General features: G+C 61.5%; 14 protein-coding genes. 9 read left to right on the forward strand and 5 right to left on the reverse strand.

Features of this window, described 5'->3' with window-relative positions; all coding sequences use genetic code 11:
- A partial coding sequence (locus FAA86_RS22575; RefSeq protein ID WP_484335650.1) for a T1SS-143 repeat domain-containing protein occupies nt 1-2,396 on the reverse strand: 2,396 nt, incomplete at its 3' end.
- 309 nt (nt 2,397-2,705) lie between these two features.
- Nucleotides 2,706-3,503: an NAD-dependent epimerase/dehydratase family protein gene (locus FAA86_RS22580; RefSeq protein WP_136543376.1), complete on the reverse strand. Its 798-nt coding sequence runs from the start codon at nt 3,501-3,503 to the stop codon at nt 2,706-2,708.
- Nucleotides 3,504-3,651: 148 nt separating this feature from the next.
- Here FAA86_RS22580 and FAA86_RS22585 point away from each other — a divergent pair, with 148 nt between their 5' ends.
- The 8 genes from FAA86_RS22585 (at nt 3,652) to FAA86_RS22620 (ending at nt 11,553) form a co-directional block, all read left to right on the forward strand.
- Nucleotides 3,652-4,395: a FadR/GntR family transcriptional regulator gene (locus FAA86_RS22585; RefSeq protein WP_113459963.1), complete on the forward strand. Its 744-nt coding sequence runs from the start codon at nt 3,652-3,654 to the stop codon at nt 4,393-4,395.
- 69 nt (nt 4,396-4,464) lie between these two features.
- Nucleotides 4,465-5,370, forward strand: coding sequence for a 5-dehydro-4-deoxyglucarate dehydratase (kdgD, locus tag FAA86_RS22590; RefSeq protein ID WP_136543378.1), 906 nt, complete (start codon nt 4,465-4,467; stop codon nt 5,368-5,370).
- 16 nt (nt 5,371-5,386) lie between these two features.
- Nucleotides 5,387-6,526: a mandelate racemase/muconate lactonizing enzyme family protein gene (locus FAA86_RS22595; RefSeq protein WP_136543380.1), complete on the forward strand. Its 1,140-nt coding sequence runs from the start codon at nt 5,387-5,389 to the stop codon at nt 6,524-6,526.
- Nucleotides 6,523-7,401 (forward strand): amidohydrolase family protein, encoded by an 879-nt coding sequence (locus FAA86_RS22600; protein ID WP_136543382.1) that lies wholly within the window; start codon nt 6,523-6,525, stop codon nt 7,399-7,401. Before FAA86_RS22595 ends, FAA86_RS22600 begins: the two co-directional genes overlap by 4 nt.
- A gap of 61 nt (nt 7,402-7,462) precedes the next feature.
- Nucleotides 7,463-8,437, forward strand: coding sequence for a TRAP transporter substrate-binding protein (locus FAA86_RS22605; RefSeq protein ID WP_136543384.1), 975 nt, complete (start codon nt 7,463-7,465; stop codon nt 8,435-8,437).
- Nucleotides 8,438-8,502: 65 nt separating this feature from the next.
- Complete coding sequence (locus FAA86_RS22610; protein WP_136543385.1) at nt 8,503-9,030, forward strand: TRAP transporter small permease; 528 nt, start codon at nt 8,503-8,505, stop codon at nt 9,028-9,030.
- Nucleotides 9,030-10,310 carry a TRAP transporter large permease gene (locus tag FAA86_RS22615; RefSeq protein ID WP_136543387.1) on the forward strand — a complete coding sequence of 427 codons (1,281 nt, stop codon included), beginning with the start codon at nt 9,030-9,032 and terminating at the stop codon, nt 10,308-10,310. Before FAA86_RS22610 ends, FAA86_RS22615 begins: the two co-directional genes overlap by 1 nt.
- A gap of 190 nt (nt 10,311-10,500) precedes the next feature.
- Entirely contained in the window at nt 10,501-11,553 is a 1,053-nt protein-coding gene (locus FAA86_RS22620) for an ornithine cyclodeaminase (protein ID WP_136543389.1), read from the forward strand.
- Between the two features lie 16 nt (nt 11,554-11,569).
- Here FAA86_RS22620 and FAA86_RS22625 read toward each other — a convergent pair whose 3' ends face one another.
- Entirely contained in the window at nt 11,570-12,127 is a 558-nt protein-coding gene (locus FAA86_RS22625) for a regulatory protein RecX (protein ID WP_136543391.1), read from the reverse strand.
- Nucleotides 12,128-12,264: 137 nt separating this feature from the next.
- Between FAA86_RS22625 and sdhD the strand changes: the two genes are divergently transcribed.
- Entirely contained in the window at nt 12,265-12,648 is a 384-nt protein-coding gene (gene sdhD, locus FAA86_RS22630) for a succinate dehydrogenase, hydrophobic membrane anchor protein (protein WP_136543393.1), read from the forward strand.
- A 15-nt stretch (nt 12,649-12,663) separates the two neighbouring features.
- Here the strand turns inward: sdhD and FAA86_RS22635 are convergent, their stop codons facing one another.
- Nucleotides 12,664-13,386 (reverse strand): response regulator transcription factor, encoded by a 723-nt coding sequence (locus tag FAA86_RS22635; RefSeq protein ID WP_054149007.1) that lies wholly within the window; start codon nt 13,384-13,386, stop codon nt 12,664-12,666.
- Nucleotides 13,383-14,627, reverse strand: coding sequence for a GAF domain-containing sensor histidine kinase (locus FAA86_RS22640; RefSeq protein WP_136543395.1), 1,245 nt, complete (start codon nt 14,625-14,627; stop codon nt 13,383-13,385). Before FAA86_RS22640 ends, FAA86_RS22635 begins: the two co-directional genes overlap by 4 nt.
- Nucleotides 14,628-14,862 lie beyond the last annotated feature (235 nt).

Raw genomic sequence — 14,862 nt, forward strand, 5'->3', positions numbered from 1 at the left:
TCGAGAGTGACGCTATCTCCGTCACCATCGGTTGCCTTGATCAGTGCGCCGAAATTGATATCGGTGACCTCGACACGGTCGAGTTCATCCTGGAGGTCGAAATTCTCATCGGACTGAGGGGTATTATGGCGATACGCAAGCCCATCATCACCCGGCGCGTCGTGATCGAGCTGGTCGAAAAGCTTGAATTCAAATTTACCGCCAGGCTGCACGGTCAACGAGAAGACAACGCGTTCTGCGCCACCTTCGCCGCCGGCGACATACGCTTCCAGCGCATTGCCGACAATTCGGTAGCTCAACGCGTCACTCTGCGAGGACAGGCCGAGTTCGGTCAGAGTTTCCAGTGCAGCTTCGGCTGCCTCACCCGTCACGAAAGAGAAGGAGACCGGGCCATCGGCACCAGGCTTCACAAGGCTCGTCAGCGAACCGCTGATAAAGGCCGGACCGCGATCGTTTCCGACGTTGGGGTCACCCGTATAGGAGTTGTCCCAGCGGGCAGTATCGTTCGGGCTGGTACCGGTCGACAGGTCAGTGTTGATGTCGTCTTCGTCTACGGTGAAGACAAGTTCGCAACCGCTCTGAACGGGAACGTCGTCGATCACATCGACCGTAAAGCTGCCACGAGCGCTATCGCCGTCCGCGTCCGTTGCCGTGAAGGGAATGTTCAGGCTCAACACTTCGTCGGCACCTGGCAGTTCCGACAACAGCATGGGGGACGGAACATCACCACCATTGTCACCAGCGCCCTCGGGTGGAGCGGCGTGATCAAGATTGCCGATCAGCGTGAACGTGTAGCTACCGGTCTCCGAGGTCGGATCAAGCGTGATGGTGAAAACGGTCCCTGCCGGATACTCACTGCCCTCGGCCATAAATGACTTTGCGGCTTGCTCGCCCTCAACGGTCTCCTTGTAAGCAACGAGAACGTACCCGCCGTTCCAGTTGCCTTCGCTATCTCTCGCGTAGTCGATATAATACTGCAGCGTCTCGTTATCAGACGTCAGACCCGCCAGATCCGAGATAGCGGCAATGATATCGCCAGACGTCGATGAGGTATCGAGGCCGGCAAAAGCCAAGGTACGACCGATTGGATCGTCGCCTGTTGGCTCGCCATCTACGATGGCTTCAGACTTGAGATCATTGTCCGCGCCCCAACGGATCCCGAGGTCGCGGTGAACAGAGTTCGAAAGCTCTTCGGGATTCTCAACCTCGGGGTTCCCGTTCTTCAGGTAATCTTCCGATACGGGCCCGCTCGCATCAGCTTCACCATCGATAACCGGGCTGTCGTCATTGACCGTCACCGAGAAGCTCGACGAAGCGCGGCTGCCGTCGCTGTCCTGAGCGGTGAAGGGGAACTGGATGACAATGTTGTTCTCAGACTGACCGTCCGGATGATCGAGATTACCGATCAGCGTGAACGTGTAAGAGCCGTTTGTGGCGATATCGGAGACTGAGACTGTGAAGACTTCCTCGCCCTTGCCTTCGCCATTGTCTTTATAGGCAGTGAGCACTGTCCCGTTTGCCGACAGTTCATAAACGAGTGCAACGCCGTCCGACGTATAACCCTGAGCAGCGAGGGCGCTCAGCGTTGCGGGCGTGAATGCCACGCCACGATCATTGGCGAGCGTGAGGCCCGTGTTGCCGAGGCCGTTGGCGTTGTCGGGACCCCAGTTGATGCCGAGGGACCCTCTGAAGCTGAAATTGCCGCTTGCCTCATCATTGAAGTTGCCGTTTTCGAGATAATCCTCGTCAACAAAGCCGGCAGTCGCGCCGAGGAAGGTGGGCTCGGTGTCAGATGCATCTGCACCCAGCACGATGCCCGTCCTGAGCTCGTCGCCGAAGCTCGTGTCTTCGAGGAGATCCGCGAGCGCGAAGTCTTCAGGCGCTGCGTCGATCGGATTGTCGACGAGGTTGCGGCTCGCGTCCGGCGTGCCTTGAGCGGTGAAGGTGCCGTCCGGGCCGGCTGCGACGTTGATGTTCGAGCCTTCCAGCGCTGCGAAGAGAGCGACCTGCGGAAGCTCAACGTCGCCGATCACGAAAGTCGGGATGTTGGCGGCGCCACCGATCACGACGATCTCGGTACCGTCGGCGAGGATCAGGACCAGATTTGCGCCGTCGACTTCGAATTCGAGGTTGTCGAGCTCGATGCCGGCCGGGAGCGTGACCACGTTCTCGGCGTTCGGCGTGACTTCGGTCGGGATGACGGCTGCGGCCGTCTGGACCGGCGTCTGGGTCGGCAGGCGGTCGGTGCGACCGGTGTCGGGCGTTTCCGCCTGAGCGACTTCAATGCCTTCTACGGTCTCGCTGGCGAAACCCAGATGCTGCTCGACCGCAGAGTCGAAATCGTCAGCTGCGGAAGTATTGTCGATGCTGGACAGGCGCGGATCTTCGATGGACATGGTAACTCACCCCTTAACAAGTTGATCGCAGTTAAATCGCGATGCGGGGGCGGGTGCAACGGTTTCTTAACCTTGAAGATATAACCGGTTATGCTTCAAGCGACCATTATTGAAAAAGAAGTTAATTTCGGGCCGAAAAACCCTTTTATTTCTGCAATTTACTCAAATTTTACCAAATTTCTGCGGCGACATCCGCAGCCTTCCGCGAGGGCTCTCGGGAAGCCCTCAGGTGGCAAACAGAGACGACAGCACAACTCCCGGCCAAAACACATTTTATGTTGCTTATGGCCGGGAGGATCGGTTCTGCGATCAGTCTTCGGGGAAGATGGGATCGTTGACGAAGGGGCCACCCTGGTAAATGGCGATCGGGTCATCAGGTCTTGGTTTGGGCATTGCCTCGTCGATCTCGCCGCGGAAGCGTTCGGCATTGTCCCTCGGATGCCAGCCCAGATAGGAGACATGGGAATTGTCCCACCAGCGGGTGTCGTTGTTCGAGCAGCCCCAGATGACCGGGCAGCCGAGGCGCGGGGCGCGGAAGACGCATTCGATCATCGAGAGAAAGTCGTCATAGCTCATCCAGGTGGAGAGCATGCGGTGGCTCTTCGGCTTTTCCATGCAGCTGCCGATGCGCACCAGCGCCGTCTCCTGGCCGAACTTCTCGAAATACATGCGGGCGAGCGCCTCACCGAAACATTTCGACACGCCATAGAGACCATCGGGTCGCAGCGGCGCCTCATGATCCAGATATTCGTCCTGACGATAAAAGCCGATCGTGTGGTTGGAGCTCGCAAAGAGGATCCGCGGCATGCCATTGGCGCGCGCGGCTTCATAGAGATTGTAGAGGCCGAGCAGATTGGCATTCATGATCTTGGAGAACTTGTCCTCGACGGAGATGCCGCCGAGATGGATGATGCCGTCGCAGCCCGCAACGAGCCTGTCGACAGCGGAATGGTCGCCCAGATCGCAGACCACAGCCTCCTCATGATCTGCGACCGGACCGAGATCCACGATGTCCGAGACCCTGACGATCTCCGCGAGCCCCTTCAAGCGCCCACGCATCGCGCTGCCCAGTCCGCCGGCAGCTCCCGTCAGCAACAGTCTCTTCACGCCGTTCTCCTCCTCAGATATGATTTGCCAACTTATCATACAGGTTGATCGAACCCGGTCAATATCGTAGACCTTTGCGAGGACAGGCTGGTCAAATCCGGCTTCACGATGGAATATCGCGGTCCAGAAGATCGGGCGGGGAACAGGCATGGCGCTACAGGCGAGAACCGAAACGGGTGCGGGAACCCTGGTGCAAAGGCTCGGAGATACGCTGCGAAAGGCGATCGCCGCCGGCCAGTTTCCGCCCGGGAGCAAGCTGCCGAGCGAGGCGCAACTCTCGGAAGCCCATGGCGTCTCGCGCACCGTGGTCCGTGAAGCCATCGCCTCTCTCCGGGCAGACCGGCTGGTCGAAGCCCGGCAGGGCGCCGGGGTCTTCGTGCTGACGCCCCAGGACCCGCCACCTGCTCCGCTGTTGATCGGCAATATCGATCCGGCCCGCGTCTCGTCTATGATCGAACTCCTGGAACTCAGGACTGCCGTTGAGGTCGAAGCGGCAGGCCTTGCAGCCCTTCGCCGCTCTCCGGCACAGGAAGAGGTGATCCTGGAACGGCATTATGCGGTTCGCGCCTGTCTCGAGGCAGGGCAATCGACGACCGAAGCCGATTTCGCCCTGCACCTTGCCATCGCCGAGGCCACAAACAATCCGCGCTTCCGCGAATTCCTCGCCATGATCGGCAAGAATGTCATCCCGCGTGCCGCCTTGCGCGATGAAGACAGCGAGGAGGATCAGTCCGCCTATCTGCGCCTGATCGATGCCGAACATGCCGACATCGTCGAGGCGATTTCGCTTGGCGACGAGGAGGCCGCACGCGACGCCATGCGACGCCATCTGCGCGGCAGCCAGAGCCGCTACCGGGCGCTTTTGCGAGAACAGCGCCAACCTGTACGATAACATTTGACATAGGCGTCGATAATACGTATGACAACTTGGCCGGAGGAGGCCAAGAGAGGACATTCGAACATGACGCCGCAAGACATCAAGGCCGCGCTCGGCGCCGGCCTGCTCTCCTTCCCTGTCACGCATTTCGACGATGCAGGGAATTTCAAGTCCGACAGCTATGCCGAACATGTGGAGTGGCTGTCCGGTTTTGATGCGCCCGTGCTGTTTGCAGCCGGCGGGACGGGCGAGTTCTTTTCGCTGACGCCATCGGAAGTTCCTCGCATCGTCGCTGCAGCCAAGGAAGCCGCCGGCAAGACCGCGATCGTCTCCGGCTGTGGCTATGGCACTGACATCGCAGTCGAGATCGCGCGGTCCGTGGAGAAAGTCGGCGCGGACGGCATCCTTCTCCTGCCCCATTATCTGATCGATGCCCCGCAGGAGGGCATGTACCAGCACGTCAAGCGCATCTGCCAGTCGGTCGGCATCGGCGTCATGGTCTATAATCGCGACAATTCGGTTCTTGGGGTCGAGACGCTGCAGCGCCTGTGCGACGAATGCCCCAACCTGATTGGCTTCAAGGACGGCACCGGGGATATTGGCCTGGTTCGCCAGATTACCGCGACCATGGGCGACCGGCTCACCTATCTGGGCGGCATGCCGACAGCGGAACTCTTTGCCGAAGCCTATCTTGGTGCCGGCTTCACGACCTATTCGTCTGCCGTCTTCAACTTCGTGCCGGGGCTGGCCGTCGACTTCTACGAGGCCCTGCGCGCCGGTGAGCGCGAGCGCTGCGAGACGATCCTCAAGGACTTCTTCTACCCGTTCATGGCCATCCGCAGCCGACGCAAGGGTTATGCTGTCTCGGCCGTGAAGGCCGGCGTGCGCCTTCAGGGCTTTGCCGCCGGGAAGGTGCGTCCTCCCCTCGACGATCTCACGGCAGAAGAGGAAGAGATGATGGCCAAGCTTATCGCGCCGTGGAAGCGCTGAGCAGAGGGCGCGCGTCATGAAGATCGCAGAGGTTCGCACCCATCTTCTCGAGCACCGGCTCTCGGTGCCGTTCCAGAGCGCTTCCATGCGCTTCGATCGGCGGGCGCATGTGCTCGTGGAGATCATCTGCGACAACGGGCTGACCGGTTGGGGCGAATGCCTTGGCCCGGCCCGACCGAATGCGGCAGTGGTTGCGGCCTATCGCAACTGGCTGATCGGCATGGACCCGCTGGAGACCGAGAAGATCTGGGCGGTGCTCTACAATGCGCTGCGTGATCAGGGACAACGCGGTCTGACACTCACGGCGCTATCGGGCATCGACATCGCGCTCTGGGATATCAAGGGCAAACATTTCGGCGCGTCGGTCTCGACACTGCTCGGCGGGCGGTTCCGCGACAGCGTGAAGGCCTATGCGACGGGCAGCTTCAAGCGCGACGGCGTGGATCGTGTCGAAGACAATGCGAAAGATATCGCGCTCTATCGCTCGCAAGGTTTCCACGCCTCCAAGATCAAGGTCGGCTTCGGCATCGAGGAAGATCTGCGCGTAATCCGGGCCGCGCGCGACGCTGCGGGCTCGGATATGCGCCTAATGGCGGATGCCAATCACGGCTATGGCGTGCTGGAAGCCGTCGAGTTCGGACGGCGGGCCGCGGACTATGGCCTCGACTGGTTCGAGGAGCCTGTCGTGCCAGAGCAACTCGCCGCCTATCGCGAAGTGCGGAGCAAGCAGCCGATCCCGGTCGCGGGTGGCGAGACCTGGCATAGCCGCTGGGGCATGAAGGAGCCAATCGAGAGCCGCGCCATCGACATCGTGCAGCCCGACCTTGCCGGTGTCGGCGGGTTTACCGAGGCAAAGCGCGTGGCGGATCTCGCGGCGCTGCATGGGGTCCGTGTCGTACCGCATGTCTGGGGTACGGCCGTCCATATCGCGGCTGCCCTGCAGTTCATCGCGGCCATGGTGCCGGATCCGGTGCGCGTCAACCCGATCGAGCCGATCCTGGAATTCGACCGCACGGACAATCCTTTCCGCCAGGCCGTCATTCAGAGCCCGATCGAACATGAGAACGGGGTGGTCGCAATCCCCAATGCTCCCGGGCTTGGCATCGAGATCAACCGCGATGCCCTCCAGGAATTCAAGATGAAGGACGAGGCATGAGCCTGATCCGCCCCCTCTCCGGCGCCAAGCCGTCGATCACCCTGCCCAAGGGCGCGATCGATACGCAGATGCATGCCTACATGCCCGGCTTCCCCGCCCTGCCTGGCGGCCCCGGGCTTCCGGCCGGCGACCTGCCGACGCCGGAGCAGTATCGCCAGTTCATGGACTGGATCGGAATCGAGCGCGTCATCGTCACCCAGGGCATGGCGCACCAGCTGGACAACAACAATCTCGTCGCCTGCCTCGAACGGTTCGGGGATATCGCCTGGGGCGTGGCGATGATCGATGCCACCACCAGCGAAGCCGAGCTCGACCGTCTGTCTGCGGCCCGGGTCCGTGGTGCACGCATCATGAACCTGCCGGGCGGGGCGGCCAACCTGACCAAGCTCGAAGAAGTGGATGCCATCGCCGCCAGCCGGGACTGGATGATCGCGATCCAGTTCGATGGCAGCGACATTCTCGAGTACGAGGAACGGCTCTCGAAACTCAAATCACGGTGGGTGCTCGATCATCACGGCAAGTTCTTTTGCGGCGTGACACCGGACAGTCCGCAGGTGCAGGCGACCAAACGGCTGATCGATGGTGGGCGCTGCTGGTTCAAGTTCGCGGGCGTCTATGAATCGTCGAAATCCGGCGGACCTGAATTCGCCGATGTCGCGGCGGTTGCTCGCGCAATTGCTGCGCATGCGCCGGAGCGGATCGTATGGGGCACCAACTGGCCCCACAACATGGCGCGCGCCCAGGCCGGTTATCCCGACGATGCCGCGCTCGCCGATACCGTGCTTGGCTGGTTGCCCGACGAGAAGGCTCGCCGTCTCGCGCTCGTGGACAATCCGGAAGAACTTTTCGCTATCGCGCCTGCTGCAGGCAGGTAGCCGGACTGCAATCCGCCGAAACGGGAGGTTCCGGCGGCTCAATCAAAGAGGAGGAAGACCAATGAAGACTGCCGCAATGCTCAGCCTCGCGATGGGGCTCACCTTTGGCGCGGGTGCTGCCTTCGCCCAGGAAATCACGCTACGCTCTGCCGATATCCATCCGGATGGCTATCCCACCGTCGATGCCGTCAAGTTCATGGGCGAGCTGGTCAAGGAACGCACGAATGGCCGCATCGCCATTCAGGTGATGAACAACGCCGCGCTCGGCTCGGAAAAGGATACGATCGAGCAGACCCGCTTCGGCGTCATCGACATGAACCGCGTCAACAGCGCACCGTTCAACAACCTCGTGCCCGAAACCGTTGTCTTCGGCCTGCCCTTCCTGTTCCGCGACACCGAACACATGCACAAGGTGGTCGATGGCGAGATCGGCGACGAAGTGCTCGCCGCCTTCGAGCCGCATGGCCTGATCGGTCTTGCCTTCTACGATTCCGGCGCTCGCTCCTTCTATTCGACCAAGACGCCGATCAACAGCCTTGCCGACCTCAAGGGTATGAAGGTGCGCGTCCAGCAGTCCGATCTCTGGATCGCGATGATGGAGGCCTTCGGTGCCAACCCGACCCCGATGCCCTTCGGCGAAGTCTACTCCTCGCTCGAGACCGGCGTGGTGGACGCGGCGGAGAACAACTGGCCTTCGTATGAGTCCTCGCGTCACTTTGAAGTGGCCAAGAACTATACGCTGACCGAGCACTCGCTGACGCCTGAGATCCTGGCGATCTCGAAGATCACCTGGGACAAGCTGACGCCGGAAGACCAGAAGATCCTCCGCGAGGCGGCCAAGGAGTCGGTCGGCAAGATGCGCGAACTCTGGCAGGCGCGCGAAAAGGCTGCGGAAGAGAAGATCCGCGCGTCGGGCGCAAACATCATCACGCCGAACAAGGAAGAATTCGTGGCCGCCATGCAGCCGGTCTACGACAAGTTCGTCACCGATCCGAAGATGAAGGAACTCGTCGAGCGCGTCCGCGCCGTCAAGTGACCACATGGACCGGCCGCATCCCCGATGCGGCCGGTTTTTTCTTATCCTGGATTTCGGAGGGATCCATGTCGCGTTTCATGCGGGCCATCCGGCCCGGGCTCAGCTGGCTGAGCCTCATCTGCCTCTACACGGCCGGCCTCGGCGTGGTCCTGATGACCCTGATCATCGGCTGGCAGGTCTTTGGTCGTTATGTGCTCAACGACACACCGAGCTGGTCGGAACCCCTCTCGCTACAATTGATGTCCTGGTTCATCCTGCTTGGCGCCGCCGTCGGTGTGCGCGAAAGCGTTCACCTTGGCCTCGATATCGTCCGCTACAACATGCGGCCCGGCATCCAGCGGCTGATGGATCTGATCACGCTCGGTCTGATCTGTGTCTTCGGCGGCGCCATGTCGTTTTACGGAACGCAATTGGCGATCGGCACATGGACGGCGCGGATTCCCGTACTCGGCTGGCCAGGCGGCATCGATTTCATCCCGCTGATCGTCGGCGGCGCATTGATTTCGATCTTCGCGCTTGAGCGCTTCATCGACACCTTGATCGGCGCGCCTGTCGCGACCGCTGACGAAACTGCTCAGGCCGAGGTGCTCTGATGGCCTATACGATCCTCTTCGGCACCTTCGGCGCTCTCATGGTTCTCGGCATGCCGATCGCGTTCTGCCTCGGCATCGCGTCGCTCGCCACCGTGCTTTATCTCGGCATTCCGCCGATCGTCATCTTCCAGCAGCTGAATTCCGGAATGAACGTGTTCGCGATGATGGCGATCCCGTTCTTCATCTTCGCCGGCGACCTGATGGTCCGCGGCGGGATCGCCTTCCGTCTTGTTCGGTTTGCCTCCGGCTTTGTCGGACACATGCGCGGCGGTCTGGGGCAGGTCAATATCGTGTCTTCCACCCTGTTCGGCGGCATTTCCGGCTCCGCCGTGGCGGACGCTTCCGCAATCGGTGGTCTAATGGTGCCGCAGATGGCCGCGCGCGGCTATGACCGCGGCTATGCCGTCAACGTGACGATCAGTTCGGCCCTGATCGCGCTGATGATCCCGCCGTCCCACAACATGATCCTCTATTCGATCTCGGCCGGCGGAACAGTCTCGGTCGCCGACCTCTTCACCGCGGGCATCATCCCCGGCATTCTCCTGACGATCGCGCTCATGGTCACGGCTTATGTCGTTGCCCGCAAACGCGGCTATCCGTCCGAACCCTTCCCCGGTTTCGGAAAGCTGCTGGTGTTCTTCTTCGCGGCACTGCCGGGGCTCCTGCTGATCGCCATCATCTTCGGCGGTGTCCGCTCCGGCGTCTTTACCGCGACCGAAAGCTCGTGCATCGCCGTCATCTATGCCTTTCTCGTTGCTGTCCTTGTCTATCGCGAACTCGACTGGAGCGGCTTCATCGAAGCTATCCTGGGTGCCGTGAAAACCACGTCTCTGGTGCTGCTGGTCATCGGCATGGCTGCCGCCTTTGCCTGGCTCATGTCCTTCCTGCAGGTTCAGGTCACGCTGATACAGCTGGTGAAATCGGTCTCCGACAATCCGATGGTGGTGCTGCTCCTGATCACGGTTGCCCTGCTCGTGCTCGGCACCTTCATGGACATGGCGCCGCTCGTGATCATCACGACACCAGTATTCCTGCCGATCGTTCAGGCCTTCGGCATCGACCCCGTGCATTTCGGCGTGATCATGATCCTCAATGCCGGCATCGGCCTGATCACCCCGCCGGTGGGCACCGTGCTCTTCGTCGGCTGTGCCGTTGGCAAGATTTCCATCCGTGAAGCGATGCAGACCATCTGGCCATTCTTCGGCGCCTGCGTTGCGGTCCTCCTGATGGTGACCTTCATTCCGGAACTGTCGCTCTGGCTGCCCGCACAGTTCAAGTGATCGGCCTTCCTCCCGAAGGCAAACTTGGCAGGGGCTTCGGCCCCTGTCTTTTTTGGAGGCTTGCCAGCAGATTGGACAGCGGCATGTAGCAAACTGCTCATCCGACTGCGCATATCGGCAGATTATCGCCGTTTCGACGAACCTGGACCATCGCTAGACTGGCTCCAACTTCGTCCTCAAACGGTGGAACATGACAGCGCCAGCGCCTTCGGAAAAAGCCCTCGTTCCCTTCGTCAGCGTCGAGAACATGATGCGGCTCGTGCATCACATCGGGATTGAGCGCGTTCTCAACGAGTTGACCGATGTCATCGAAGAGGATTTCAAGCGCTGGGAGCTTTTCGATAAGACGCCACGCGTCGCTTCCCATTCGCGCGAAGGCGTGATCGAGCTGATGCCGACCTCGGACGGCGAGATCTACTCGTTCAAATATGTGAACGGCCATCCGAAGAACATGGCCGAGGGTCTGCAGACGGTGACGGCTTTTGGCCTGCTTGCAGATGTTTCGACCGGCTATCCGGTACTCGTGACCGAGATGACGCTCTTGACCGCGCTACGCACGGCCGCGACCTCTGCCATGGCGGCGCGGCATCTCGCGCCGAAGGGGGCCACGACGATGGCCATGATCGGCAATGGTGCCCAGGCGGAATTTCAGGCGCTTGCGATGAAGGCCGTTCTCGGCATCACCCATCTGCGCCTCTTCGACATCGATCCCAGGGCAACGGAAAAGACGCGGCGCAATCTCGAAGGGTCTGGCCTGCATGTGACGGCCTGCGAGACCTCGCAAGCGGCGATCGAGGGCGCCCAGATCATCACGACCTGCACCGCCGACAAGCAATATGCGACCATCCTCACCGACAACATGGTCGGCGCGGGCGTGCACATCAACGCCATTGGTGGCGACTGCCCCGGCAAGACGGAACTGCATCGCGACATCCTCTCGCGTGCCGACACCTTCGTCGAATATCCGCCGCAGACCCGGATCGAGGGCGAGATCCAGCAGATGGATCTGGATTACCCGGTGACGGAGCTCTGGCAGGTCGTGACGGGACAGACTCACGGCCGCACCAGCGAGAAGCAGATCACTCTCTTCGACAGCGTCGGCTTTGCCATTGAGGACTTTTCTGCACTGCGCTATGTGCGCGATCGTGTTCGCGGGACAAGCTTCTTTCAGCCGGTGGACCTGATCGCCGATCCGGATGATCCGCGCGATCTGTTCGGCATGCTCCAGCGGGCCAAAGACTGAGCGCTGGCCCCTTGGATCACGCTGGGCGAAACAGGATCTCCTCTGCCTCGTCCCGATCCAGGTCGAGGACCCGCTTTGCCAGATCAAACCCGAAGCCCTGCCTGGCGAAGGAGGCGATCTCCTTTGTCCAACGGGCATCGTCCGGCTCCACGTCCGGACGGCGGAAGGGGCCGAAGGCCTTCTTGCGGGCATAGACAACGGCCGAACGCAGATCATCGGCGTCCTGAAGCACCGACTCCACGATGCTTCGCTCGACACCCTTTTCCGACAGTTTGCGCGCGATCGCCCGTTTGGAGCGGCCGCTGCGGGCCGCCGAGTTGGCGCGGATTTCGGCGTAATTCTGATCGTCGAGCGCCTTCATGCTGCGTCCGAAGGCCAGGGCCGCCTCGGCGAGCGCGTTTAGCTGTGCCTCACTGATATCCTCGAACTTGCTGCGCGCCTTGCGCCTGATTGCGTCAGCGAGTTCGCGCTCCGTCATCATGCGCTTGGCAAGGCGATAGGCGGCCGAGTTCTTCGCCCAGGCCAACATGCGGGGCGTGGGCTGATCTTCGGCTGTGTTCGACGGATCGTCCATGGTTTCCGTCTCCCAACTTCGCGGAGGATCGTCAACGCGATTTTTTCAATCGCCATGGAACCGTCCTGCGGACGGGTGGTTCGGCGCGCATCGGGGCTGCCTTGTATTCTCGCATCATCCGGCAGGGGACACACATCATGACGACACCACTTGGTCTCGTACGCGGGCTCGGGAGTGCCAAATCCGGCACCGCCACTTTCATCAAGGAGCGGCTCACCGGTCTCGCGCTCTTCTTCCTCACGCCTTATCTGATGGTCGTGCTGATGCCGGTCTTCGGCCAGCCTTATCCGGTTGTGCTGAATGCCATCGGTTCCCTGTGGATCGGGCCGGCGCTCGTCGCCTTTCTGCTGATCAATGCGACCCATATGGCGCTCGGCATGCGGGTCATCATCGAAGACTATGTGCACACGACCGTGTTGCGCTATGCACTGCTGCTCCTCAACTGGGCTTTCAGCTGGGGATGCTGCCTGCTGGCCGTCATCGCGGTGATCCGGATCATGTTCCTCGCGGTGCAGCCCTGAGGCCAAAACGGCGCATCAGTGCGACCGGAGCCACTCGGCCAGCTCTGCTTCAGCGCGTTCGAGCGCGCTGTAGTTCAAGAGCTTGCGCAGAAGCGCAACCGTTACCGCCCTTGCCCGCAGATTGAAGCGGCCCTCGTCGCTGTCTTCGACCGACATCTGGTAGACGCCGAGCTTTTCGTAGAGTTGCTGAAGGCGGTTCTGGACGCTGCGGATGGAGAGCCCTCTGCGGCGGGCGATGGTCCGGTCGGTGAGGCCGAGCGCGATGTCAACGAGGATCTCGTATTCGCTGTCGCTGAAGCCACGCACCTGGCCCAGGCTCTTCTGCTGCATCCCGCGCACCTCGCGGTCGATGACGCATTGCGCCTCGACGAAGATGCTGCGCAGCGCGAGCTTCAGGCGCTCGTCGGAGGCCGATTTCAGCACGTAGCCGTAGGCCGCGCCATCCGGAACGATGCGGGAGACGCCGCGCACATAAGCCTCGTCCGAATAGTTCGACCAGAAGAGGATGCGGGTATCAGGGCGTTCCTTCCAGATGGTGCGCGCTGCCTCGATGCCGTTGCGGGCATTCATCTGCAGGTCCATGACGACATGGGCGGACTTATGATCGCGCGCCAGGCGCTCGCCCTCCGCCCCATTGCCGGCTTCGATGACCTTGTCGCATTCGGGAAGGGCGGCACAGACGGCCTCCAGCAAATAGGACCGATGCAGCGGATCGTCTTCGACGATGAGAACCTTCACTTGGATTCCTCCAGCAATCCAGCCTTGGCGAGGGTGAGCGGCATCTGCACCCGCATCACAGTCCCTTTGCCCTCGCGCGCCGTGCCCAGCGTCAGCTTGGCGGAAATCAGCCGCGCCCGCGTCACCATGTTGTCGATCCCGCCGCCGGCGCTGCGATCCGAGCGGGAAAGCCCCTGCCCGTCATCGGCCACCTCGATCGTCAGGGCATGTGCCGTACTCTTCAACTTCAACTCCAGGACATTTGCCTGCGCATGGCGCACGGCGTTGTTGATGGCTTCCTGCGCAATCCGGAACAGGGCGATACGGACAGACTGGTCGATGGTGTCGATCAGACCGTCCGTGTCGTCGCTGAGGCTCCAGGCAAGCTGGGAGCCGTGATCGCGCACGGCTCGGTCGAGGTGGTTCTCAACCGCATGGGCAAAACCGAAGAGCTGCAGGACGGAGGGCTTCGCCTCCTCGATGATCTCGCGAAGGTCCTGCATGCAATGCTGCAGACTGCGGGCCACCGGCTCCAGCGTCTCGCCCTTCACCTCGCCTTCCTGCATCAGGCGGTCGATACGCCGCGAAAGCCGGGTGAGGTCGGCGAGCGTCTGGTCATGCAGATCCATGCCAATGCGCTGCCGCTCGCGTTCCAGCGCTTCGGTCAGGCTCAATGCACCGGCCCGCAGCCCCTCTTCGCGGGCGCGCGCCTCGGCTTCGACGATCGCCGATTGCTTGGCCTGTTCGGCGGCTCTCAAGGCAAAGAAATAGGGCGCGAGCAGATCGGCGATCGACTGGGCATTGGCCACGTCCTGCTCGGTATAGAACCCGACCGCGTGGGACGAGCAGCTGAGCGCGCCAATGACTTCACCGCGCACCTTAAGCGGCACATGGAGACGGCTGCGCAGATTGTGTTCGAAGATTGGGCGGGTGAAGGGCGTGTCGACGTGGTAGCGCGTCTCCTGCTGGGCATCATCCGTCAGAAGGAAGTCGATCTCGCCCCAGAGCAGGGTGCGGATCGGGCTGCTCGCCACGGGCGCGGGCGTGGTCTGACCCCAGAAGGTATCGAGGCCGGTCTCGTAAGCCGTGTGGTAAAGGCCGTTGACCATGGTAATGCAGACATCGAGGTGGTCATGCGGCACGATATGCGATACCTCGACGCCCACGGCCTTGATGGCCGAGCGGAAATCGAGCTGACCGGCCAGGAGCCTGGATATGCCGAGATAGTGATCGAGCAGCGCTGACGGCGCGATCTTGAGCATGATGTCCTCCCCGCGACCACTCCCACGGCCGCATCTCCTTCATAACACATCTCTATAGGGTGGTCGTCCTGCGGGATCCCGCAGGACTTTGCGTATTTCCCGCAAACGTCCTGCCGTCCCCAACCTGTACAGGCCTCGCCGTTCGCTCCATCCTGATCCTGCCGAGAAGAGGAACTCGGCGGGGAATTCAGACCGGGCCACGTCCGGCTGTTTGGAGGAAACCGGCGCTACGAGT

Source organism: Rhizobium rosettiformans W3 (assembly GCF_004912135.1).
Taxonomy (GTDB): domain Bacteria; phylum Pseudomonadota; class Alphaproteobacteria; order Rhizobiales; family Rhizobiaceae; genus Allorhizobium; species Allorhizobium rosettiformans.

Bases quoted from the DNA above. Each gene is read 5' to 3' on its own strand.
- FAA86_RS22585 (WP_113459963.1), top strand. From the start codon at position 3,652: ATGGCGCTACAGGCGAGAACCGAAACGGGTGCGGGAACCCTGGTGCAA.
- kdgD (WP_136543378.1), top strand. From the start codon at position 4,465: ATGACGCCGCAAGACATCAAGGCCGCGCTCGGCGCCGGCCTGCTCTCC.
- FAA86_RS22595 (WP_136543380.1), top strand. From the start codon at position 5,387: ATGAAGATCGCAGAGGTTCGCACCCATCTTCTCGAGCACCGGCTCTCG.
- FAA86_RS22600 (WP_136543382.1), top strand. From the start codon at position 6,523: ATGAGCCTGATCCGCCCCCTCTCCGGCGCCAAGCCGTCGATCACCCTG.
- FAA86_RS22605 (WP_136543384.1), top strand. From the start codon at position 7,463: ATGAAGACTGCCGCAATGCTCAGCCTCGCGATGGGGCTCACCTTTGGC.
- FAA86_RS22610 (WP_136543385.1), top strand. From the start codon at position 8,503: ATGTCGCGTTTCATGCGGGCCATCCGGCCCGGGCTCAGCTGGCTGAGC.
- FAA86_RS22615 (WP_136543387.1), top strand. From the start codon at position 9,030: ATGGCCTATACGATCCTCTTCGGCACCTTCGGCGCTCTCATGGTTCTC.
- FAA86_RS22620 (WP_136543389.1), top strand. From the start codon at position 10,501: ATGACAGCGCCAGCGCCTTCGGAAAAAGCCCTCGTTCCCTTCGTCAGC.
- FAA86_RS22625 (WP_136543391.1), bottom strand. From the start codon at position 12,127: ATGGACGATCCGTCGAACACAGCCGAAGATCAGCCCACGCCCCGCATG.
- sdhD (WP_136543393.1), top strand. From the start codon at position 12,265: ATGACGACACCACTTGGTCTCGTACGCGGGCTCGGGAGTGCCAAATCC.
- FAA86_RS22640 (WP_136543395.1), bottom strand. From the start codon at position 14,627: ATGCTCAAGATCGCGCCGTCAGCGCTGCTCGATCACTATCTCGGCATA.